Annotated in this window: 20 protein-coding genes; 12 read left to right on the plus strand and 8 right to left on the minus strand. The window is 64.9% G+C overall.

Features of this window, described 5'->3' with window-relative positions; genetic code table 11:
* Nucleotides 1–144: 144 nt before the first annotated feature.
* The 3 genes from C483_RS12480 (at nt 145) to C483_RS12490 (ending at nt 3269) form a co-directional block, all read left to right on the plus strand.
* The gene (locus tag C483_RS12480; RefSeq protein WP_006653716.1) at nt 145–1323 is read left to right on the plus strand and encodes an NAD-binding protein; all 1179 of its coding nucleotides are present in this window, start codon (nt 145–147) and stop codon (nt 1321–1323) included.
* A 102-nt stretch (nt 1324–1425) separates the two neighbouring features.
* Entirely contained in the window at nt 1426–2433 is a 1008-nt protein-coding gene (locus C483_RS12485; protein WP_049912684.1) for an ABC transporter ATP-binding protein, read from the plus strand.
* Nucleotides 2430–3269, plus strand: a complete 840-nt coding sequence (locus C483_RS12490; protein ID WP_006653718.1) for an ABC transporter permease subunit — start codon at nt 2430–2432, stop codon at nt 3267–3269. Before C483_RS12485 ends, C483_RS12490 begins: the two co-directional genes overlap by 4 nt.
* Before the next feature lie 49 nt (nt 3270–3318).
* On the opposite strand, the gene deoC is transcribed toward C483_RS12490, so the two are convergent.
* Nucleotides 3319–4020, minus strand: a complete 702-nt coding sequence (gene deoC / locus C483_RS12495) for a deoxyribose-phosphate aldolase (protein ID WP_006653719.1) — start codon at nt 4018–4020, stop codon at nt 3319–3321.
* Between the two features lie 71 nt (nt 4021–4091).
* Here deoC and C483_RS12500 point away from each other — a divergent pair, with 71 nt between their 5' ends.
* The 5 genes from C483_RS12500 (at nt 4092) to C483_RS12520 (ending at nt 8294) form a co-directional block, all read left to right on the plus strand.
* Nucleotides 4092–5147, plus strand: coding sequence for a ribose 1,5-bisphosphate isomerase (locus C483_RS12500; protein WP_006653720.1), 1056 nt, complete (start codon nt 4092–4094; stop codon nt 5145–5147).
* A gap of 67 nt (nt 5148–5214) precedes the next feature.
* Nucleotides 5215–6036: a DUF63 family protein gene (locus C483_RS12505; protein WP_006653721.1), complete on the plus strand. Its 822-nt coding sequence runs from the start codon at nt 5215–5217 to the stop codon at nt 6034–6036.
* A gap of 32 nt (nt 6037–6068) precedes the next feature.
* A complete protein-coding gene (locus C483_RS12510) occupies nt 6069–7031 on the plus strand; it encodes a carbohydrate kinase family protein (protein ID WP_006653722.1) in 963 nt (320 codons plus the stop codon).
* Nucleotides 7032–7171: 140 nt separating this feature from the next.
* Nucleotides 7172–7471 carry a HalOD1 output domain-containing protein gene (locus C483_RS12515; RefSeq protein WP_006653723.1) on the plus strand — a complete coding sequence of 100 codons (300 nt, stop codon included), beginning with the start codon at nt 7172–7174 and terminating at the stop codon, nt 7469–7471.
* 94 nt (nt 7472–7565) lie between these two features.
* Nucleotides 7566–8294: a nucleoside phosphorylase gene (locus C483_RS12520; protein ID WP_006653724.1), complete on the plus strand. Its 729-nt coding sequence runs from the start codon at nt 7566–7568 to the stop codon at nt 8292–8294.
* A gap of 26 nt (nt 8295–8320) precedes the next feature.
* Here C483_RS12520 and C483_RS12525 read toward each other — a convergent pair whose 3' ends face one another.
* A complete protein-coding gene (locus C483_RS12525; protein WP_049912650.1) occupies nt 8321–9355 on the minus strand; it encodes an HNH endonuclease in 1035 nt (344 codons plus the stop codon).
* Between the two features lie 126 nt (nt 9356–9481).
* Between C483_RS12525 and C483_RS12530 the strand changes: the two genes are divergently transcribed.
* Complete coding sequence (locus C483_RS12530) at nt 9482–10288, plus strand: amphi-Trp domain-containing protein (RefSeq protein ID WP_006653726.1); 807 nt, start codon at nt 9482–9484, stop codon at nt 10286–10288.
* Between the two features lie 96 nt (nt 10289–10384).
* Here the strand turns inward: C483_RS12530 and C483_RS12535 are convergent, their stop codons facing one another.
* Entirely contained in the window at nt 10385–11311 is a 927-nt protein-coding gene (locus C483_RS12535) for a DUF5518 domain-containing protein (RefSeq protein ID WP_006653727.1), read from the minus strand.
* A gap of 144 nt (nt 11312–11455) precedes the next feature.
* On the opposite strand from C483_RS12535, the gene C483_RS12540 reads away from it, so the two are divergent.
* Both C483_RS12540 and C483_RS12545 read left to right on the plus strand, forming a co-directional pair.
* On the plus strand, nt 11456–12475 hold the full coding sequence (locus C483_RS12540; protein ID WP_006653728.1) for an AI-2E family transporter: 1020 nt from the start codon (nt 11456–11458) through the stop codon (nt 12473–12475).
* Nucleotides 12476–12560: 85 nt separating this feature from the next.
* On the plus strand, nt 12561–13580 hold the full coding sequence (locus tag C483_RS12545; RefSeq protein ID WP_006653729.1) for an AAA family ATPase: 1020 nt from the start codon (nt 12561–12563) through the stop codon (nt 13578–13580).
* On the opposite strand, the gene C483_RS12550 is transcribed toward C483_RS12545, so the two are convergent.
* From C483_RS12550 to C483_RS12570, 5 genes are read right to left on the minus strand one after another with little or no spacing between them, the layout of a single operon-like run.
* Nucleotides 13569–14972, minus strand: coding sequence for a hypothetical protein (locus C483_RS12550; protein WP_006653730.1), 1404 nt, complete (start codon nt 14970–14972; stop codon nt 13569–13571). The two genes, C483_RS12545 and C483_RS12550, sit on opposite strands and share 12 nt — an antisense overlap.
* Complete coding sequence (locus C483_RS12555; RefSeq protein WP_006653731.1) at nt 14969–16624, minus strand: DUF58 domain-containing protein; 1656 nt, start codon at nt 16622–16624, stop codon at nt 14969–14971. The genes C483_RS12550 and C483_RS12555 overlap by 4 nt, the downstream gene beginning before the upstream one ends.
* Nucleotides 16621–17352, minus strand: a complete 732-nt coding sequence (locus tag C483_RS12560; RefSeq protein ID WP_006653732.1) for a DUF7269 family protein — start codon at nt 17350–17352, stop codon at nt 16621–16623. Before C483_RS12560 ends, C483_RS12555 begins: the two co-directional genes overlap by 4 nt.
* Entirely contained in the window at nt 17349–19121 is a 1773-nt protein-coding gene (locus tag C483_RS12565) for a DUF4129 domain-containing protein (RefSeq protein ID WP_006653733.1), read from the minus strand. Before C483_RS12565 ends, C483_RS12560 begins: the two co-directional genes overlap by 4 nt.
* Nucleotides 19118–20251 carry a M48 family metallopeptidase gene (locus C483_RS12570; RefSeq protein ID WP_006653734.1) on the minus strand — a complete coding sequence of 378 codons (1134 nt, stop codon included), beginning with the start codon at nt 20249–20251 and terminating at the stop codon, nt 19118–19120. The genes C483_RS12565 and C483_RS12570 overlap by 4 nt, the downstream gene beginning before the upstream one ends.
* 138 nt (nt 20252–20389) lie before the next feature.
* On the opposite strand from C483_RS12570, the gene C483_RS12575 reads away from it, so the two are divergent.
* Nucleotides 20390–21643, plus strand: coding sequence for a tRNA (N(6)-L-threonylcarbamoyladenosine(37)-C(2))-methylthiotransferase (locus C483_RS12575; RefSeq protein WP_006653735.1), 1254 nt, complete (start codon nt 20390–20392; stop codon nt 21641–21643).
* Nucleotides 21644–21778: the final 135 nt, after the last annotated feature.

Below are 21778 nucleotides of genomic sequence, written 5' to 3' on the forward strand. Positions count from 1 at the left end.
GATGGCGATATCGGTGCCGAAGGCAAGTAGCTACCGCTCCGAGGTGTGCAGTGGCGCTGCTCTGTTGCTCGACGTGTTCTGTTGCTCGACGGCTGTCGCGGACGGAGACGCTTAACTACACCCAGGCTGGAACGGTGTGTATAGATGATCGGCGAGTGGGTGACCGAACGACTGCCGGAGAACTGGCGCTGGATCGTGACGACGCGCGCAGCCGTTGGACTCGCCTTGCTCGTCGCGATGCTCTCCGTCGTCATCGGCATCATTAATATCGAAACGGGGGGCGTTTCGGGACCGCTCGCACCGCACGTTCCAGAAGCCGTGCAGGACGCCGCCGGCTTTACCGGCGCGCTGACCGGCTTTCTGATGGTCGGGAGCGCACTCGCACTGCGCCGTGGACTGCGAGCCGGCTGGTGGGCAACCCTCCTGCTCATGCCGCTGACGGCAGCTCAAGGGCTGCTCCAGGCCAGTCAGTACTCCTACCCGCTTGTCGTGCTCTCGCTCGTCTCGATGCCGACGCTGCTGTTGACCCGCCGGCAGTTCGACCGGTCGCTTTCGTTGACGACGACACAGCTCGCCGCCGGCGGCGCGCTCGTCGGCGTGCAGGCCTACGGAACCTTCGGCGCGTACGCGCTGGCCGACGAGTTCGACGGCATTGACACCCTGCTCGACGCCTTCTACTTCACCCTGATCACGTCGAGCACCGTCGGATACGGCGATATCGGTCCGGAGACGGAGATGGCGATCGTCTTCACCATGACTGTCGTCGTCCTCGGCGTCGCCAGCTTCGGTATCGCCATCGGGGCGCTCGTCGGCCCCGCGATTCAGGCCCGGATCTCAAAGACACTCGGAATCATGACCGACTCAGAACTCGAACTCCTCGAGAACCACGTGCTCGTCCTCGGCTACGGGGACCTGACCGAACCGATCGTCACCGAACTCGCCGACGCGGACGAACAGTTCCTCGTCGTCACCAGAGACGAAGCCGCCGCGAGCGAACTATCAGAGCGCGATATCCGTGTTCTCTCCGGAAATCCAAGCGACGAGGGGCCGCTCCAGCGGGCGAAAATCGAGAACGCACGCACCGTGCTCGTCGCGACGAACAACGACGCCGAGGACGCGCTGGCGGTTCTCACCGCCCGCGAACTCCGCCCGGACGTTCGCATCGTTACCGCCGCAACCGACCGCGAAAACACGGCGAAACTCGAGCGCGCCGGTGCCGACGATGTCATCAGCCTCGCCGAACTCGGCGGCCACCTGCTCGTCCGGTCGGCGCTCGGATCCGATGAGTCGCCTGTAGTTTCGCGGCTACTCGAGTCCGAGTAGCTCCAATAAATTGAGTGCTACCCCGGTGGATCGCCGTTCCCGATCGCCCTTTCTTTCAGACACATTCGAAAATATATTGTCACTATGGCGGCGAGCACCAGTATGGTCCCCATCGAAGTTTCCGGGTTGCGAAAGACGTATCCGGGCGGCGTCCTCGCCGTCGACGACCTCTCCTTCAGCGTCGACGAAGGCGAGATATTCGGCTTTCTCGGCCCCAACGGTGCCGGAAAGTCGACAACGATCAACATCCTCCTCGGCTACGTTTCGCCGACCGCCGGCAGCGCAACGGTGCTCGGCCAGGACGTCAGCGGCGAGTTCGCGCCAACCCGCGAGCGAATCGGTGTCCTCCCCGACGGCTACAGTCTCTACGACAGACTGACTGCTCGCGAGCATCTCGAGTGGGTCATCCGAACGAAAGACGCGACCGACGACCCCGACGCCATCCTCGAGCGGGTCGGCATCGCCGATGCAGCGGACCGCCGCGCCGGCGGCTTCTCGAAGGGCATGTGTCAGCGACTCGCCTTCGGGATGGCGCTCGTCGGTGATCCGGACCTCCTCGTGCTCGACGAGCCGTCGTCCGGGCTCGATCCAACCGGGGTACAGGAGTTGCGCGCGACGATTCAGGACCTCGCCGCCGGCGGGACGACCGTCTTCTTCTCGAGTCATGTCCTCTCCGAGGTCGAAGCCGTCTGCGACCGCGTCGCCATCATGTCCGGCGGGCGGCTGGTCGCCCTCGACGACATCGAGACGCTCCGCGACGACCTGGAGCAGTCGTCGCGAATTCGGCTGGCACTCGAGTCGGTGCCGGAGTCGATCACCGCTGAGCTCTCTCAACTACCCGTCGTCGAGGCGGTTGCACTCGAGGGAGCGGAACTCCGCGTCGACTGCCACGACGTGGCTGCGAAGGTGGACGTGGTGCGACACGTCGACGAGCGGGCGACGGTCGCGGATATCGTCTCTGAGCCGGCCTCGATGGAGGAGTTGTTCAATCGCTACACGGGAGATGTGCCTGACGGGGGCGATAGTAGTGGTGGCGGTGGTGGCGGTAGCGCTACTGACGACGACGGAACTGGCGATGACCGTCGGTCGTCCGCGGAGGTGTCCGTATGAGTGCCCTCGACGTTGCCCGGAAGGACTTTCTGGACGCCCGTCGCTCGAAAATCGTCTGGCTCGCCATCGCCATCTACGTGGGCTTCATCGGTTTGTTCATGGTCATCCAGCGGGACCAATTACGGTTTCACGATACTGCCCACGAGGGCGTCGTTTCGGTTCTGGTCGGCGTCGTCACCGCCGGATCGGTCCTGATTCCCGTCGTCGCGCTGGTCGCAGCCTACCTCGCCATCGCCGGCGAACGAGAGACCGGCAGCATCGCGTTCCTGCTCGGGCTGCCGAACACGCGCCGGGACGTTGTCGTAGGCAAATTTGTGAGCCGAAGTGCGGTGATCGTACTGGGTGTCGTTTGCGCCTCGCTCGTCATGGCTGTCTCGCTGCTCGCGCTGTATCCAGTTTTCCCGGTCAGGACGTATCTCGTCGCGATGGGATTGATGGCCCTCTACGCCGTCATCTACGTCGCCATCGCAATCGGTATCTCTGCGTCGGTCGCCAGTAAGGCCCGCGCGGCGGCCGTCGGCTTCGGCGTGTACGTCGCGCTGAACGTGTTCACGTTGTTCGCTCCGATTGGCAGTCACGTACGGACGCTCCACACGGAGGTGCTCGGCTTCGCCGAAGCGCCTACGCTGTACCGTTTTGTCTCGCAACTCGTCCCCAGCGAGGCGCTCTCCCAGGTTATGCGGACAATTGACGTTGACATCGCGGGAGGTAGCCTCCCGCCAGCCGACGCGCCGTTCTACGTCCAGCCGGAGTTTGCACCCGTGGTTCTCTGTGCGTGGATCGTCGCACCGCTCGCCGTTGGGTACACGCGATTCAAATCCGCGGACGTGAGCTAATTCTATCGGCAGTGTTCGCCGTTCTCGTTCTCCGTTTCGTTGCCTCTGTTTACTCCGTCTCTGTCGTCGGTGCACCCGACAGAATCTCGACCCCACTCGAGGCCCCGATTCGCTCGGCCCCGGCCTCAACCATCGCCATCGCCTCGTCGTAGCTGCCGACGCCGCCGCTGGCCTTGACTGGCAGGTACTCGCTCATCAGTTCCACATCTGCCACGGTCGCGCCCCCGCTCACGGTTTCACCGTTCGCTCGTTGATCCTCCGGATCAACGCTCGCGAATCCGGTCGAGGTCTTTACCATCGCTGCGTCTGCAGCCACGGCGGCCTCGCAGGCGCGGTGTTTCTCCTCCTCGGTGAGGAGTGCGGTTTCGATGATGACCTTGACCGGAATCGGAACCGCGGCGACGAGTTCGGCCAGTTCGGCCCGGATGACATCGTCCTCGCCGGCTTTCAGTCGGCCGACGTTGATGACGACATCGAGTTCGTCCGCGCCGGCTTTCCAGGCGTCGACGCCCTCGCGGCGCTTGATTTCCTGGGTCTGCTGGCCGTGGGGGAAGCCGATAACCGTCGCAATGGTCAGGTCCTCGTGGGCCGTAGCAGCGTCCGCAACCGCGTAGGGCGGGATGCAGGCGTTCATGCCGTGTTCGGCTGCCTCCTCCAGTACGGCAGCCACGTCGGCCGTCGTCGTCTCGGGACCGAGGACGGTGTGGTCGATCAGCGGCGCGAGTTCGTCGCGATCCAGTTCCGGAGCCATAGCGGACCGACTCGTCGAACGATCAAAAACCCGCCCGATTACTTTTGCCTGGTGGCGTGTAACGGCGTGACATGGACTCGGATCCGGACCCGAACCTGAACCCCCCCGTCGTCGACCCGGCCGTCACAAGCACGGCCGACGACATCGCAGCGATGCGGATTCGCGGCGCTGCAACGATCGCAGACGCTGCCGCCGCGGCGCTCGCGACGCAGGCCGAACGCTCCGAGGCACCCGACCCGGCGGCCTTCGAGCGCGACCTCCGCGCCGGCGCACGCGAGCTCTACGAGACCCGCCCGACCGCTGTCAGCCTGCCGAACGCCCTCCGATACGTCCTCCGCGGGATGGAGGGCGAGACCGTCACCGCGCTCCGCGCGTCGACCATCGAGCGCGCCAATAGGTTTCGCACCGAACTCGAGCAGGCCCAGTCCACGCTCGGTGAAATCGGCGCGAACCGACTCCGCGACGGTGACGTCGTGCTAACCCACTGTCACTCGACGGACGCCCTGGCGTGTATCGAGGCTGCACTCGAGTCCGGCAAGCGTATCGAAGCGATCGTCAAGGAGACGCGCCCGAGGAAGCAGGGCCATATTACGGCGCGTCAGTTGCGCGAACTGGGCGTTCCGGTGACGCTGATCGTGGATAACGCGGCGCGGCGGTATCTGGACGAGGCGGATCACGTGCTGGTCGGAGCCGACAGCATCGCGGCGGACGGAAGCGTGATCAACAAAATTGGGACGAGCGGGCTGGCGGTGAACGCGCGCGAACGCGGCGTACCGGTGATGGTGGCGGCTCAGACGATCAAGCTGCATCCGGATACAATGACGGGGCATACGGTTGCGATCGAGATGCGCGACGAGCAGGAGGTGCTCTCGCTGCAGGAACGGGCGGAGATCGAGTCTCCCAGCGAGGAGTCCGAGTCCCGATCGACTGCCGTAGACGGGAACGACGACGAAGACAGTAGCCGGAGCGAGAGCGATCTCACTGTCGAAAACCCGGCGTTCGACGTGACGCCGCCGCGGTACATCGACGCGATCGTCACCGAACGCGGGCAGTTCCCGCCCGAGAGCATCGTCACCCTGATGCGCGAGTTGTTCGGCGAGACGACGGCAGAACCCTGGGAGGAGTAGGCTCTGGCCGTCAGACGAATCGTCACTGATCGGAAAGTGTTAGTTACTGGTGTCGACAGTAGGGGGTATGGTATTGCCTGAGGGTTTCGTCCTCCCGGCGTGGTACCTTCTCGTACCACTTCTCGCCGTGCTCGGGGGTGTCGTTGCGCTGCTGTGGACGTTGGGGCCGCCAGTCACCGATCGGACGGTGCTCGCGTTTGCGCCGTGGATGCTGTTCGGGTCGACGTTGCACGTTCTCCACCGGACTGAGGCGTATCCCGACTCGATAGAAGTACTGTTCGCCGCGCCGAGTGTTTACCTGGTGACGGCGACGGTTGCGGGACTCGTCTGGGTGCTGTCGATCTTTCTCTACAGCGGCGGCCTGCAGCCGACGATCGAGCGGCCGCTTGGGACGGTCGGCACCGGCTTCTTCGCCGTCTTCACGATGTTTCTCTTGTTCGAGAGCGTCGAACTCGGCACGTTCGAGCCGTTCTGGCCCGTCATCGCCGTCGTGATCTCCGGGGTCGTCACCGCACTCGCCTGGCTCGTCCTCGGTCTCTGGTTCACTGACGTTGCCGCCGTCACAGGTGCAACCGGCGTGCTCGTCGTCTTCGGCCACGCGCTCGATGGTGTCTCGACCGCAATCGGATACGACATTCTCGGTGCCGGCGAGGAAGTCCCGCTTTCGGAACTCATCCTCGACGCCGGTCACGCACTGCCGACGGCCGAGTACATCGGCGGCGGCTGGCTGTTCATCGTCGTCAAAGTCGCCCTCGCGATGGTCGTCCTCGGTCTCTTCCGCGAGTACGTCGAGGAGGCACCGCGACAGGCGCGACTCGTGCTCGCGTTCATCGCCGCCGTTGGCCTCGGCCCAGGTGTACACAACGTGCTCCTGTTCGCAGTTGCCTAGACTTTTCTCACCCGCGGTCGTCGTTCCGATGAATGGTCAGGGTGCTCACTGCCGGTCACGTCAACTGGGACGTGACCCTTCGTGTCGATCGGCTCCCCGAAGCCGACCGTGAGTCGGCAATCCGCTCTCAGCACCGCTCCGGCGGGGGCAGCGCCGCGAACGTTGCCGCCGCACTCGCGAATCTCTCCCTCGATACCGGACTCATCGGCAGCGTCGGCGACGACGACAACGGCCTGCTGGCCAGCCGGGAACTCGAGTCCGCCGGCGTCTCGCTCGACGGGCTCCGGGTCGTCGAGGGCGCGGACACCGCGGTCAAGTATTTGCTCGTCGACGACGAGGGCGAGGTCGCCGTTCTCGGCAACGACGGCGTCAACGAGGCCGTTGCGCCTGCGGATCTCGACCGCGATCGGATTCGCGGCGCGGATCACGTCCACCTCACGAGTCAACGACCCGAAACCGCCGGTGCGATCGCCCAGACGGCGAACGAAGCCGGCGTCAGCGTCAGCTTCGATCCGGGACGGCGACTCTGTGACCGCGACTACACCGACGCACTCGCCGTCGCCGACATCGTCTTCGCGAACGATCAGGAGATTGCCAGCCTCCTCGAGGACGAGTACGTCGGCTCGGCGTTCGACGACCGGATCGTCGTCGTCAAGTACGGCGGCGACGGCGCGGAAGTGCATACGCCGGACGGCTCCTACGTCCACCCCGGATTCGACGTCGACACCGTCGACACGGCCGGCGCTGGTGACGCCTTCGCCGCGGGGTTCATCGCGACGCTGCTCGAGCAGTGTGCGGGCACGTCCCTCGGGTCTGACGACGGGGTGGGACAGCCGGAACCGTCAGCATCCTCGGTATCGTCAGTTTCGAGTGTCGATATCGAGCGTGCACTCGAGTTCGCAAACGCTTGTGGCGCATTGACGGCGAGCGAAGAGGGGGCCCGTAGCGCGCCGTCGTTGTCGCGGGTGACCGAGTTTCTCAGTACGAGATTCTAACCGCAAAATACGTCATACAAACGTCTGACGCCAGTGATGGTGCCGTCATGCGGTTCTCACCCCATGTTGTCTGACGGTAGCTATATGGGCCGCGCCGTTGGCCTCCTGAATAGAGAGTCACGGAGACGTGACGGAGAGACATGACAGATTACAGGCCACGCAAGTCCCACGGATGCGAATTCAGTCGGCGCGTCCGGTACGACCGCACAGCATCGGAACCGCCGAGTATCGCCGTCGCAACGGCGTTGGCGCAGTACCGGGACGAGGACGTGACGGAGGCGAGTACCCGACTGTACGACTACGTCGACCCGGAAGCCCTCGATTCCCTCTTCGAGGCGACGAACATGGGCCGCGAGCGCACCGTCGAGCAGGTGACGTTCCACGTCGGTGATGCCGTCGTTACGGTACATCCCGACGAAGTCATCGTGGCTTCGAACTGATGTCCATCGCTGGGGGAGATCGATACCGCCGCGTGTCGCTCACAGACGCCACCTTCTCGAACCTTTTTTCTCGCCACCCGCGGAAGGCGACGGTATGGCAACCCAACCGCATCTGCTGGTCGACGAGGGAGACCTGACCGATATCGCACTGCTTCCGGGCGACCCAGGCCGTGTCGACCGCATCGCAGACCACTGTGACGAGGCCGAAACCGTCGCACAGAATCGTGAGTACAAGGTCGTCAACGCCACGTACGAGGGCCGAGAGCTGACGATCTGTTCGACCGGAATCGGCTGCCCGTCGGCGGCAATCGCGATCGAAGAACTCGCGAACGTCGGCGTCGAGACGTTCGTCCGCGTCGGCACGACCGGTGCGCTCCAGTCCGGCATCGAAATCGGCGACATGGTCGTCGCCAGCGGCGCAGCGAAGAACGAAGGCACATCGAAGCGCTACGAGGACGTCGAGTACCCCGCCGTCCCGTCGTACGACGTGCTCTCCTCGCTCGTCGACGCCGCAGAGGCGAACGACGAGGACATCCACGTCGGTCCGATCGCCTCCGACGACGCCTACTACGCCGAAACCGACGAGGCAGTCGACGACTGGGAGGACGCCGGCCTGCTCTGCGTCGAGATGGAAGCCGCCGCGATCTTCACGCTCGCCCGCCGCAAGGGCCTGCGCGCCGGCGCGATCTGTACCGTCGACGGCAACCTCGTCGAAGGCACCCAGAAGGGAACCGACACCGAGGACGACGAACTGCCGGCAAAGGCGAAGAACAACGTCGCCCGCGCGATCGACATCGCACTCGAGTCGGCCACCGAACTGTAGCCGGTCGTGACGACGATTGTTTGGCGTTACTGTGCTTCGACCAGTTCAGTCGCGAGCGCCGTCGTCCGATCAGTGAGTCGCTCGGTCGTCGCGGACGCCTCCTGAAGCGTCTCGTTTATCGCCGAAAAGAGTCGCTCGAAGTCGACGGTCGGCGAGTCTGCCCCGGACTGTTGCCACTTGCTCGTCTCCGCGCTCGTCCGTCCACACGTCGGACACGCCGTCGGCGTCGCCGGAATCTCGCTCTCGGAAAGACCACCGAAACAGCCGTGACACCGGCCCAGCCCCGCGGTTACCTGTTCGGCGAGCGAGACGAGTTCTCGAAGCGTCTCCTGTAACTCCGTCGCTGTCTCGAGAAACGCCGCGAGCGCGGGCGTCAACTCACCGGGTCTGGTGTCGTCGGTTGCCGCCGGCGCATCGTACTCGAGTTCGTCCAGTCGCGTGAGTCGCTGGTCGACGCTGGCGATGGCGAGCAGGAGGGAGCGTCGGGTTGCGACGAACTCCTGTGCGGTTTCGGCGAGGGCTGTGGTCGGATTCGACTCGTTACTTTCCTTCCTCTCGTTGTTTGCTACACCGGCATCTGCGATTTTCGCCGGGAGCGTCGTCGTGAGTGACGCGAACGAGGCGACGTCGGAGACGGTTTCGCCCTGTTTCTGGGTCGTCTCGCGGACGAGGGTGAACAGTTGCTCGCTCGTCGTGGTAGCTCCTGCGTCGGCGTCGGTCGGTTCGTCGGTTCCCTGGAATCGCTCGGCTCCCTCGGCTCCCTCGAGTTCCTCGAGTTCCTCGGGTTTGATCGCCGTTTCACCGTCGAGTATCGCTGCACACGAGACGCAGACGGTTGCGAACGTGCTACTATGCCCCGACTCGGGGGGTGTGTTGTGGTCGGTTCCGGTTCCCGCTGCTGCCACGTCGTCGACCGAACGTGCTCGCAGCGACGTGTCCTCGCCCGCTTGCCCACAGTGCTGACAGGTGTACTCGTCTCGGTCGAATACGACGGTCCGGCTCTGGTCCTGGTCCTGGCCCTGAATCTGAGTCTCATCAACGCGGCGCTCGCGGGAAGTCACGAGCGAGCGAAGACAGCGCGCCGACAAAAACGCTCCGGCCTCTCTACGTTCGGGTTCGGCGGCGACTCGTCCCGGACCCGGCATATCGCCGGCAATCGTTACACCGATTGCCGTCGTAGGATACCTATGGACTCCGACGAGACACCTGCAGAGGCGTCCGATCCCGACGCAGACGACCGAGACGACTCCAGCCCGGACGAGGTAGAGGTCGAACACGAACACACCGTCGACCGCGACGTACTCGTCGCTCTCTTTCACGACCTCGCCGTCGCGATCGACCATGAGCGGCCGCTTCACTTCCTCGACGACGACGACCAGACCGTCTCCGTGACGATCCCCTCGCGCGTCGACCTCGAAATCGAAGTTGAACGCGAGTACGAGTCGAGTGGTGAGGATGAAGATGAATACGAATACGAAAGCGAAAACGAAAACGAGGGCGAGAACAAAGACACAGCGGAAGCTGCAGCCGTGGATACCGGCGCAGACACAGACACCGACAACTTCCACACTGTCACCAACGAACTCGAGATCGAACTCGAGTGGGAGGAGCCAGTCGACGACGTGAGTGTGCGGGTTGAATCACTGGAGACAGAAGCGGAGACGGAGGACGGAAAGGAAGAAGCAGGACAGGAGCGAGAGTCGGAACTGGAGCCGGTCGTTCTCTCGCCCACCGAGACTGTCGGCTCGCCCGACGACGACAGTGAGGCGACCGACGAGAACGGTTCAGAATCGACAGCCGAACGCAGTCGAACGAGTCGCTTCGAAGTGTATCGGGACCGCGCAGACGAGTGGCGGTGGCGGCTGGTGCACTGGAACGGGAACATCATCGCCGACAGCGGTGAGGGCTACACCTCCCGGGCGAACGCCGAGCGGGCTGTTCGTGGGGTTCGGCGGGCAGTTCCGACTGCGACGGTGGTCGAGACTGACGGGTGAGTGGACGGGACGAGAACGGAAAGAACGGAAAAGGGCAGGTGAGGACGGAATCGAACCGACCAGACCGGCAGCTGATGGGAGACGACCGATAACCCGTTATCCTGCCGGCGAGCCGCTCTTTGGCTGTTGCCCAGTGTATCGATGCCGGCAGGCCAGATAGGTAACGGCGACGAGCCAGACCGCACCGATGAACGTGAAGATGGCGTAGCCGGGCGGGTACGAGACGCCCTGGGAGTATGCTGCGGCGTAGACGAGCGCGGCCGGTCCAACCGCTCCGAGGACGTGTAGTCGCCAGTCGGCCCATCTTGCCGTCCTCGACGGGCCGAGCGTTCCGATATCCTTCGCGAGTGCGAGCAGGGTTCCCACCGAGCCGAACACCATAGCGAACATCGCGAGCGCGACGACGGCAACTCCCGGTCCGGCCTCGGGGTTCACGACAAGCGTGTAGACGAGGGCCGGCGGGACGATCACGCCGTAGGCGGCGACGAACAGCCACGAGCGCGAGCGCTGGGTCGTGTGGCCGGACTCGGTCGTCGTCATCGGCGCTGCCGCGTCGCCATCTGACTGCGTTTGATTCGGCCCCGGCGCACCACCGTTCTCGAACCACTCGCCGAAAACCGCCGCAACTGTTGTCAGCACAACCGTCAGCCCGACACCAAGCAGTCCCAGAATCGGTGTGAGGACCGACGCAACGATTGCGATCTCGACCGACTCCGTGAGTATCGTCGTGTACGCCGTCCCGAGATAGACGACCAGCACGCCGATCGAACTCACGAGTCCTGTTCGAACGCTCGCCTGCCGAGTTGGGGTCGGCCGATCACTGTAGTAGTAGCCGACGATGAACCCGGACAGGAGAATCGGCGCTCCCGAAACCGACCCGCCGGCCACTGTGTTCGTCTCACCAGCAGTTCCCCAGGCGGGGACAACGATGAACGGAATCGCGAGCAGCCCCACGAGCGTTGCCACTCGCAGCTGCTCGTCCGTGACCCACTCGAGTACGCGCTGGCGGGGACCAGAACTCATTGGATGGGTGTCAGGTACTGAAGCCAGCGTCTTGTAGATGTCGCTGTTGGCGGTGGGGGTGGCGACGACGGTGTGTGCTGTGGGTAGTGCGAACCGACCGATGCCGGGCCCGGTTTTATCCCGCCGCTCGTGGTCTGCTTGTCCGTGAACATCAGCAAGGGCTATCTCCTGACGCTCGTGCTCATCTTCGCGTACCTCTCCTGGCAGCTCGTCGTTCCCTTCCTGCAGTACGTCCTGCTTGCCATCCTCCTCGCGTTTCTCCTGTTTCCACTCCAGAAACGGCTCGAGTCGTACATTTCACCGATGCTCGCCGCACTGGTGCTCGTTCTCCTCGCCATCGTCGGCTTCATCGTCCCGTTTCTCCTCGTTGCCGCCGTCATCGCAGACGACGCGGCGAACCTGCTGCAATCGATCGATGCAGAGACGCTGCAGGTGAGCGAACTCGAGTCCGCCATCGAAGACCAGACCGGGATCGAGGTCGACCTGCTCGCGACGGCTGCTGACTCCGCCCAGGAGGTCGGTACCATGGTCCTCGAGCAGGCAACCGCCTGGTTCAGCGCACTCACACACGCCGTCATCGGGCTCGGATTAGCCCTGTTCTTGCTCTACTACCTGCTCAAGAACGGTGACAACCTACTCGAGTGGGTCCGCGAAATGACGCCGCTGCCGTCGGACGTACAGGACGACCTCTACGGCGAGTTGAACGACGTGATGTGGGCGGTCCTCGCCGGTCACGTCCTGATTGCGATTGTCGAGGGCGTTATCGCGGGACTCGCCCTGTTCGTCGTGGGAATCCCGAACGCTGCGTTCTGGACGTTTATCATGGTAATTCTCTCGCTGGTGCCACTGATCGGCGCGCCGCTCGTCTGGATCCCCGCCTCGATCTACCTCGTCGTGATCGGTGAGCCGTTGCTCGCGGCCGGATTGGCGATCTACAGCGCGATCGTCGTCGGTGTCGCGGACGACTATCTGCGCCCGATCGTCGTCGACCGCTACGCCGAGATTAGCCCGGCGGTAATCATCCTCGGCGTCCTCGGCGGTATCTACGCCTTTGGGATCATGGGGCTGTTCTTCGGGCCGGTCGTCGTCGGTGCACTGATCACCGTCCTCGAAGTTCTAGACGAGGAGTACGACCGCCTCGAGGAAGAACACGGCATGACGTGACGCCGTGACTGTGGATGCGGTGCGTGCGTCTGCCTGTTCGGTCTCCAGCAGACGTGTCGGGAGCTATAAGTTTCCGCGCACACCGATGCTCGGTATGACGCAGTCAGTCCCCGATGCCGCGACGACGGCTGACGCCGTTGTCGAGGAAATCCTCTCCGCCGTTGTCGCCGACCGCGCCGTGCTCGAAGATATCGTCGCTGGTATCCTCGCCCGCGGCCACGTGCTCCTGGAGGACGTTCCAGGCACTGGCAAGACGCTCACCGCCCGCTCGTTCGCAACGGCACTCGGACTCGAGTTCTCCCGGATTCAGTTCACGCCGGATCTCATGCCCGCGGACGTCACCGGCTCGTACGTCTTCGAGGAAGAGACTGCGGACTTCCATTTCACGCCGGGGCCGGTGTTCGCGAACGTGGTCCTCGCCGACGAGATCAATCGTGCGCCGCCGAAGACGCAGTCGGCGCTACTCGAGGCGATGGAGGAAGGACAGGTGACGGTCGACGGTGAGACCCACGCACTGCCGGACCCCTTCATCGTCATCGCGACGCAGAACCCCGTCGAGCAGGAGGGAACGTTCGAACTGCCGGAGGCCCAGCGCGACCGCTTTATGATCAAGACCTCGCTCGGCTATCCCGACGCCGACGGGACGCGAGAACTGATCGACCGTCGTGCCGACCGTGACCGGCCGGATCCGACCGTCGAGTCGGTCGTCGGCCGCGAGACCGTCCGCTCGCTCCAGCAGGTACCCGAAACCGTCACCGTCGAGGGGCCGCTCCGAGAGTACATCGGCAGCCTCTGTCGTGCGACGCGCACCGACGGCCGTGTTGACGTTGGTGTCTCGCCGCGTGGCGTTCAGCGACTGTTCGAAGTGAGTCGCGCCCGCGCCGTGCTCGCCGGCCGCGAGTACGTCGTTCCCGACGATGTCAAGCGTATCGCCGGTCCCTCGTTGGCCCACCGACTCGTCCTCGACCCGGAGGCGAGCATGCAGGGCCTGCGCCGACGTGCCGTCATCGACAGCGTCCTCGATACCGTCGAAGTCCCGGCCATGGAGGCGGACGCCGAGACAGAGACTGCAGTAGAGGGTACGGAAACTCCGTCAACGCAGTAGGACACGAGCACCGACGACGAGCACACCGAAGCCGACAACGACGCCGACGGTCGCCGGCACGGACAGCGTCGGCTGGAACACCGTCGCGAGCCAGAACCCACAGACGGCCCCGACGACGCCACCGCTTGCGACAGCGCCACTCCACCCGATTCGGACGAGTTGCGGTGTCGACGACGCGCCGACGGCACCGATCTCGCGCGCGAAACTCCGGCCGTGGCGGCCGAGGTCATAACACACCAGCGCTGCAGCGATTACGACGAACGTCGGCAGCCCGGCCCAGACCGCAGTGAGTCCAGTCCCCGTTCGCTCCTGTTCGGCGAGCACGCCGAGGATGAGTCCGCTCGTCGCGAGCGTTGTGGCGACGATGTACGGCGACTTCGACACCGTCCCCTTACCCAGCGCTCCCGCGTGCCAGACGACGACGCTTCCGATCATCAACACGATCATCGTAACGGCGAACAACGCGCCAACCGTCTCGACTGCCGCCAATCCTCGCTGTACCCCGATCCCACCTGCGAGCAGAACGGTCAGTGTCGTGCCGACCGTGGTTCCCACTACAACCGGTACGATCGCAGACGTCGCGTTCGCACCGTTCGTCCGGTCCCAGAACCGGCGGACGATGCTTCCGAGCGCCGCGATGGTGACACCGACGACCGTGAGGGCGAGGAGAGCCCCACGAACGAGGTCGCTGGCGAGCACCAGTTCGACCAGCCAGCCGACCGGCGGCAGATACCAGCCAAGAACGACCAGCGCTACTGTGCCCACGAGCGTCGCAACCAGAAGGACGCCGATCGAACGCGCCAGCCCGTACCGTATCACGTTCGCCTGGTCGCGCCGTCGTGCGGTCGTGAACACCGCGTCCGGAAGCGCCGCGACGGCGGCGACGCCCGCCAGCGCTGTCACGACGAGTGCGCTGAACAGCCCTCCCACTCCGTCCCCGGTCCGCCAGCGGAGGTACTCGAGTACAGCCTGCAGGCTCCCGAACTCCTGGAGTGCAAAGGTGGCGAGTGCAGCGATGGCGGTGAACACCGTAGCGAGGACCATCGCGACTGCAGCGCGGTCTCGGGCGACGGCCGCAGACGTTCCGAAGAGTGTTCCGCCGACGCCAGCTCCGAGGAGGACACCAACGACGGTGAGCGCGACGACGGCTCGCGTGGCTGGCTGGATGACGACTGCAGTGGTTACCAGCGTGAGCGCGGGCAACAGCGCTGCCGCGAGTGCGATCTGGCGGGGTGATCGCTCGAATCGGATCACCGTCGCGCTGAGTGCCAGTCCGCAGAGGGCGGCGACGGCGACCGCGGGTTCGACACTCGCCAGCGCGACCGTCGCCCCACCGGCAACGACCGCAATCGCGCGTGCGGTCGTCTGCGGGAGGCGCGTCCGCTCGTTCATCGGGGCTGCACCTCCGTGAGTGCCTCCTGGAGGACGAGTCCGATCGGTCGCTCCAGCTCCCAGTCGATGACGCGAGCGCCGTTCGCCCGCGCTTTGGCGAGTCTGGCATCGCGATCGAGCGCCTCAAGACGGGCTCCAGTGTCGCGTTTCGTCTCAGGTGAGTCGTCAGCCCTGTTGTTCTCGGTTTCACTCTGTGTACCCTGTGTACCCCGTGTACTCCGTGCACTCCGCGTGCTCCCCACCACATTGGGGCTCACAACTCGCACCGCATACCCCATCGTCCGCAGTCGCTTGACGATTGCAAGTGCGCCGTCGTCGACGAACGACGAGAAGAACACCATCTGTGCCTCACCAGGGAGCACCCGCGGCAGGCACTCGACCGGCGACCCGAACACCGACTGTAGCCAGTCGCTCTCACTCGTTTTTTGTGTCCGGACGTGCTGGAGATGCTCCGTAATCTGTCGGCGCGTCTCCGTCCCCGCCCCGGGCGAGACGCCACACACCCGCCGAACGTGCAGCGTCACGAGACCGGTCGGATAGCCCGCATCGAGCAGCGACTCACTTGCTCGCTCTGCTGCGCTTGCCGAAAGTTCGGCCGCAGAGAGTGTACTCACGGTCGCCGCGCGTCGCTGGCTCGTCCGATTGTCGACGACACAGACGACCCGTGTTGACCGTTCCGCTCGGTACTCGACCGTCGCCAACTCACGCGTCCGCCCGTACCGTCGCCAGTCGATCGACCGCGCCGGATCGCCTGCCGCGTACTCTCGAATCGAGTGGAACTCGATCCCACTCCCGCTCTCGGTTGTCGGCACATCGCCTGCGTACTCGTCGACCCCGCTCGTCACCGGCATCTCCTCGACCGTCGGCCAGCACCGCACCCGTGTCGCACCGTCGACCGGCTCTGTCCGCGTCTCCGTGACCGTCCCCGTCAGGTCACGCGCTCGCATCGCCGCCGCCTCGAACTCGTGGTCGCCCCTGCGTAGTTCGACATCGTACTCGAGTGTCGCCGTCGCGCCGGGCTCGAGTGTCGTCGCCAGCCGCGGCGTACCGTCGACGACGGGGAGGGCGTCTGGCACGCTGTCGACGATTCGGAGGTCGACGAGCGACGCGTCACCGGTGTTTTCGACGGTGGTTCGGACGGTGACGGTGTCACCGGGGCCGCCGGAGAGGGTGGTGTCGGCAGCGTCGCGCTCGGTGGCGACAGCGACGCCGCCGTCGGTGCCGACTTGCGGCGCTGCGTGGTGTTCGGTCGCTGCTTCGGGCGGTGCTCCCTCTGCACCCGTCGGTACGCCATCGCTGGTCTCGGCACTGTCACCTGTGTTGAACGCTCGGTGCACCCGAACCGAGGGTTCCTGGCGCGTGCGAAACACTGCTGCCCCAACGTAGCACAATGGTATCGTTGCCGCTGCAACCAGCACGCGTACACCGAGGAACAACCCTGTCCCTGCGAGGACGAGCGCGGCGAACAGCGCCCACTCACCGTGATCGACGTGGTGTCGTTGGGTGTGTGCCTGTTCGTGATCACGCGTCTGAGCGGTCCCCTCGCGTGTGCCGCCTCTCACGGTCTGGTTGCCAATTTTCGTTTTCGTTTCCGCTTCCGTTCCGGGTTCCGCTTTCGCTCTCGTTCCAGTATCAGTCTCTGTGTCACTCATCGACTCACCTCCTCGGACGCGAGTTCCTCCGCCGTCGTGATCGCAGTCGCCGACCCGGATCGCTCGCTCGTCACAGCGCCGTTGTCGTACTCGACGGCTGTAATCGCCGAGATCGTCCGATCGACTCGGTGGTAGTAGGCGTCACCGGGGTCGACCGCGTTTCGGACTTGCTCGGCGAGCGGCAGCGGCCGCTCAGTCGAAAGGAACGCCGCAGCGACCGGATCGTCGGTCCACGTTCCGTTTTCAACCCGTTCACGGGCCGTCTCGCGGTCGAGCCCGCGTCTCGTTCGCACGATCCGAATCGCGTTCTCGGTGAGTCGGGTCCGGATCTCGTAGGCCGAACTGGTGCCATTGCAGCGATACTGGGCCATCGACGCGATTTCGAGACTGTGCTCCGTACTTCGGCCGACCGGCTCGAGCGGTCCCGTCTCCCCCCGCTCGGGGGCCGGCCCGCGGTGGATCGGCTGGGGAGAGACGTAACTCGTGTTCCACACCCACCAGAGCGTGAGCGCGAGCACACCCAGTCCGAACGCGGGAAACAACAGGGCGAGCGGATACAGAACCCCAACGAACTGCGAGCCGACTCCCGGCAGATACCCGCCGAGTGCGATCACTGCGATCGCCCCCAGACTGCCGACACCGACGAGTCCGATCGCAAGCCGGTCCGTCTCGATCCCACTCGCTCGCTCTCGCAGTCGCCGTACCGCGCCCAGTGGATTCCGGCTCATTGGCCTTCTCCCCCTGATTCGTTGGCGTTCTCCGTCTCGTCTGCCTCCGCCGTGTCGGCGGACGCGGCGGACGCGGCGGACGCAGCGGACCCGGCGGTCTCGTCCGGCTCAGACTCCATCACGTTCGCCGCCGCAGCGCGCGCACTCAACACGCGATCGGCGGACGGCTCGCGGTCACCGTACTCGAGTTCCCGGAAGACAGTCGCGAGTCGGCGCATGCTCACGCTGGGGTATCCTCGGTCGAGTGCGTCACGGGTGACCTCGCCTGGCGTCTGCGTTTCGCGATTGTGCACTCCCAGTCGGTCGAGGACGGCGTGCCAGATGGCGCGCACTTCGGAGCGAGGAGAGCGGGGCTCGAGTGGTTCCTCGCTGTACAGGGATCCGGTACCGGCGGCTGACTCGGCGTCGGTGTGGTCATCGGCAGTGCGGTCGTCGTCGGTGTCAGTGTCGGTGTCGGTGTCGCTGTCGCGGCTGAGAATCGAGCCGAGGCGACGATTCCGATCGGACGACCCACCCCAGTCGAGCAACCAGACCGACGACAGTAGACGACCGACGGGCGGAGCGGATGGGAGGGACGGGACGAGACGTGGCAGTGTGAGTCCGAGACGCGGACGCGACAGGAGTCGATTCGACGCGGGACTCATCCTGGGCCAAGAGGCGTTTCGAAGGCTGTGAGAAAGTCTGCCAGCGACAGTTGCGAGATCGTCGAACACGCCCGCGAGGCCGACGAACAGAGCCGAGAGCTGCTGTCGGTTGTGCTTGTGCCTGGAGGGAACGACGCGCACGTACGTCACGACCGCACCGAGCACGAAGCCGGGGACGATGACCACGAGGGTCGTCAACCGGAGATAGAGGTCGTCGACGCTGGCCGTCGCGGTCTCCGCACCGACTGTGCTGGTCACGGTCGCCTCGTCGTCGAACGGGAGACGAACTCGCGCCGTCCCATCGGCACCGGTCGTCGCCGAGTCGCCCGAATCGACTGCGACGCTCGCATTGGGCACTCCGGTACCCTCCGCGGAAACCTGAACTGGGGCCGGCATTCCGGGGAGCAACAGCGGTGAGGCGAACTCGACGGTCGGCTCCTGGACGTCGATCGTCCGCTCGCCGCTCACGGGGCCGCGTTCGACGCGCACCGTCGTCGGCCCCGCAGTATCCGGTAGCGCCACGGTCGTCATTCCATTTTCGGCGGTCGTCCCGATCCGTTCGCCGTCGTGGTAGACTGTCCCGTTCGCGACCGACGTCGACCCGACAGCCGCCGCGATTTCTAGGTCTCGGTTTGGTGCCGCACCGGGCGCTGGCTCGATCGTCACGTCCGTCTCGATGTCGACCGTTTTTGATTGGTTCGTTTCGACGACCCCGACCGTCATCTCCTCGGCGTATGGGACGGAAACGTCGACCTGACCGTTGTGGTCCGTCTCGCCGGCCTCTACTCCGTCGACTTCGACCGTTCGATCAGTGATGTGGTCTGCATCGGCGATCCTAACCGTAAGCTGACTTCCTGGTTCGGGAGCGCCGTCCAGTTCGATCGGCGCTGTGGGTCCCTCGTCGTCTCTCTCATCGGATTCTGTCTCACCTGCCTCTGAGGTGTTGGTAATCAGCTCTATCGGATCAGTTGACTCTGCGAGGGTGTCCCAGCTGCCCGTTGTCGTCACGCTCTCCTCGCTTCCTGGCGCATCGAGTCGGGGGTCGGCTGCCGGGAGCGCGCTGGCGGCTGCGAGCAGGCAGACGAGACAGCCCGCGACGAACAGGAGTCGCCGGGCATCGCTCACGCCTGTCCCACCCGCGTTCGTGTCTGCTCCTCGTCGGCCGCGAGCGCGGCAAGTCGCTCAATGCGCTCGTCGATCGGCGGATGTGTTCGCGTTTCGCCCGCCGTCTGGTCGACCGACGACGGCGTCGCTCCGTCGAGCCACGCTCGAACCCGCTGTTCGCGATGTTCGTCGTCCGGCGCCGCCGATATTGGCGGCAGTGATGAACTCTCGGTGCCGTTCACGAGCGCCGAGGGGACGATACACAACGCACGTATTTTGGCCGTCCGGAGGTCCGTCGCGGGCGTCTCCGCCGCATCCGTGAGGTCGATCAGCGCCGTCGCGAGGGCGAGAGGATCGCCCGCGATTTCGGCCGCCGCGGCGTCAGCGGCGAACTCCCGGGTCTGGGAGAGTGTTCGCGTCGCCCAGTCGGCCACCCGCGGAAACAGCCAGAGAATCGGCGCGACGAACACCGACGTGAGCGCGATGAGTGGTAAGAACCACGTCAGCGCCGCTCGGTCTTGCTCCGAGAGACTGGCGGGATTCACCACCGCCCGTCGCGCGAGCATCGAACTGTGGTAGACCCGGTCCGTAATCTCCAGAAAGAGCGTCGTGACCGTCATCAGGGTCACGTCCCGGTTTGCGATATGGCCGATCTCGTGTGCGAGGACGGACTCGAGTTCGGCTGCATCGAGACGGTCGATCAGACCCGTTGTGACGACGATGGTCGCGTCGGTGAACCGGCCGATGGTGTAGCAACTGGGGGTGTCGTCGTCGACGACGCGGATGGTTGGTTCCGGGATGTCGGCGGTCATCGAGAGACGACGGACGATACGGTCCACCGTGTGGCCGTCCGCACCGCTTTCTCCAGCCCCGCGGGCGCTGGTTCGGTGGCCGGCGTGTGCGAGCACCCGCCGGTAGCCGTAGTAGAGCTGGCCGGCGAGAAAGAGGCCGACGAGGAGGAGGGCAGTCGGCCACGAAACGGGAAACTGGAGTAATGAGAGGGCGAGACGGCCGTCGGAGAGGAGGACGAACGTGCCGCCGACGATCGCCGGGAGCAAGACGCCGTACGCCCACACGACTGCGAGGACGAAGAGGGCGTTCACCGCGACGAAGACGCCGAGGACGGCAGCGATCCGGAGGCGGAGGCGCATGGAGGGAGTTTCCTGTAGGTTCTCAATGAATTACCAAAAATGTTGTGTGACGGTCATCTCCCGGCCTGGAACCGGCGAGCACAGTGACTGCGATCCGTCGGGCTTTTGGCCGCCCGGATCCGATACCGGTGTACGACGATGGCCCGGTATCACATCGAAACGTACGGCTGTACGTCCAATCGCGGGGAGAGTCGCGAGATCGAGCGACGGCTCCGCGATGCGGGCCACTACCGGGTCGACGGACCGGACGACGCCGACGTCGCCATTCTGAACACCTGCACCGTCGTCGAGAAGACAGAGCGAAATATGCTTCGCCGGGCTGAGGAGCTCTCCGCGGAGACAGCCGACCTCTTTATCACCGGCTGTATGGCCCTCGCACAGGGCGAAGAGTTTGCCCAGGCCGACGTCGACGGCCAGGTGCTTCACTGGGACGAGGTCCCCGAGGCCGTCACGAACGGCGAATGTCCGACGACGACCCCCGACGCCGAACCGATTCTGGACGGCGTCGTCGGCATCCTCCCCATCGCCCGGGGCTGTATGTCCGACTGCTCCTACTGCATCACGAAGAAGGCGACCGGTAAGATCGACTCGCCCTCGATCGAGGAAAACGTCGAAAAGGCCCGCGCGCTCATCCACGCCGGCGCGAAGGAAATCCGGATTACCGGCCAGGACACCGGCGTCTACGGCTGGGACGAGGGCGAGCGCAAGCTCCACCGCCTGCTCGAGGAAATCTGTGCCATCGAGGGCGACTTCCGCGTCCGCGTTGGCATGGCCAACCCAAAGGGCGTCCACGGCATCCGCGAGGAACTGGCCGACGTGTTCGCCGCCAACGACGAACTCTACAACTTCCTGCACGCTCCCGTCCAGTCCGGCAGCGACGACGTCCTCGGCGACATGCGCCGCCAACACCAGGTGAGTGAGTATCTCGAGGTGATCGAGACGTTTGACGACGTACTCGAGTACTGGACGCTGTCGACGGACTTCATCGTGGGGTTCCCGACGGAGACGGACCACGACCACGAGCAGTCGATGGCGCTGCTGCGCGAGACGCGCCCGGAGAAGATCAACGTCACGCGGTTCTCGAAGCGACCGGGCACTGACGCGGCGAACATGAAGGGTCTTGGCGGCCAGGTCAAGAAGGATCGGTCGAAGGAGATGAGCGCAGCGAAGCGCGAACTCGTCGGCGAGGCCTACGCTGAGATGGTTGGCGAGACGCGCGAGGACGTGCTGGTCGTCGAGCAGGGGACTGCCGACTCCGTGAAGTGTCGGGACGCCGCCTACCGGCAGCTCATCGTGCAGAATGCGAGCGAGTACGGACTCGAGCCCGGCGATTTCGTCGATCTCGAAGTGACCGCCCACGAGACGATGTACGCCTTTGGAACGCCGGTCTGACACTTGAGTTTCCTACTGGACTCTGTTTACAAATGCTGGCGTAAAAGCCGATCAAATAGCTCGTGACAACGATCTATCTATTGGCGAAACCGTTCGAAATCCACTCGCGCGAGAACCCCTCTACCATTTGCGTGG

This window comes from Natrialba hulunbeirensis JCM 10989, assembly GCF_000337575.1.
Taxonomy (GTDB): Archaea; Halobacteriota; Halobacteria; order Halobacteriales; family Natrialbaceae; genus Natrialba; species Natrialba hulunbeirensis.

Bases quoted from the DNA above. Each gene is read 5' to 3' on its own strand.
- C483_RS12480 (WP_006653716.1), top strand. From the start codon at position 145: ATGATCGGCGAGTGGGTGACCGAACGACTGCCGGAGAACTGGCGCTGG.
- C483_RS12485 (WP_049912684.1), top strand. From the start codon at position 1,426: ATGGTCCCCATCGAAGTTTCCGGGTTGCGAAAGACGTATCCGGGCGGC.
- C483_RS12490 (WP_006653718.1), top strand. From the start codon at position 2,430: ATGAGTGCCCTCGACGTTGCCCGGAAGGACTTTCTGGACGCCCGTCGC.
- deoC (WP_006653719.1), bottom strand. From the start codon at position 4,020: ATGGCTCCGGAACTGGATCGCGACGAACTCGCGCCGCTGATCGACCAC.
- C483_RS12500 (WP_006653720.1), top strand. From the start codon at position 4,092: ATGGACTCGGATCCGGACCCGAACCTGAACCCCCCCGTCGTCGACCCG.
- C483_RS12505 (WP_006653721.1), top strand. From the start codon at position 5,215: ATGGTATTGCCTGAGGGTTTCGTCCTCCCGGCGTGGTACCTTCTCGTA.
- C483_RS12510 (WP_006653722.1), top strand. From the start codon at position 6,069: ATGGTCAGGGTGCTCACTGCCGGTCACGTCAACTGGGACGTGACCCTT.
- C483_RS12515 (WP_006653723.1), top strand. From the start codon at position 7,172: ATGACAGATTACAGGCCACGCAAGTCCCACGGATGCGAATTCAGTCGG.
- C483_RS12520 (WP_006653724.1), top strand. From the start codon at position 7,566: ATGGCAACCCAACCGCATCTGCTGGTCGACGAGGGAGACCTGACCGAT.
- C483_RS12530 (WP_006653726.1), top strand. From the start codon at position 9,482: ATGGACTCCGACGAGACACCTGCAGAGGCGTCCGATCCCGACGCAGAC.
- C483_RS12535 (WP_006653727.1), bottom strand. From the start codon at position 11,311: ATGAGTTCTGGTCCCCGCCAGCGCGTACTCGAGTGGGTCACGGACGAG.
- C483_RS12545 (WP_006653729.1), top strand. From the start codon at position 12,561: ATGCTCGGTATGACGCAGTCAGTCCCCGATGCCGCGACGACGGCTGAC.
- C483_RS12550 (WP_006653730.1), bottom strand. From the start codon at position 14,972: ATGAACGAGCGGACGCGCCTCCCGCAGACGACCGCACGCGCGATTGCG.
- C483_RS12555 (WP_006653731.1), bottom strand. From the start codon at position 16,624: ATGAGTGACACAGAGACTGATACTGGAACGAGAGCGAAAGCGGAACCC.
- C483_RS12560 (WP_006653732.1), bottom strand. From the start codon at position 17,352: ATGAGCCGGAATCCACTGGGCGCGGTACGGCGACTGCGAGAGCGAGCG.
- C483_RS12570 (WP_006653734.1), bottom strand. From the start codon at position 20,251: ATGCGCCTCCGCCTCCGGATCGCTGCCGTCCTCGGCGTCTTCGTCGCG.
- C483_RS12575 (WP_006653735.1), top strand. From the start codon at position 20,390: ATGGCCCGGTATCACATCGAAACGTACGGCTGTACGTCCAATCGCGGG.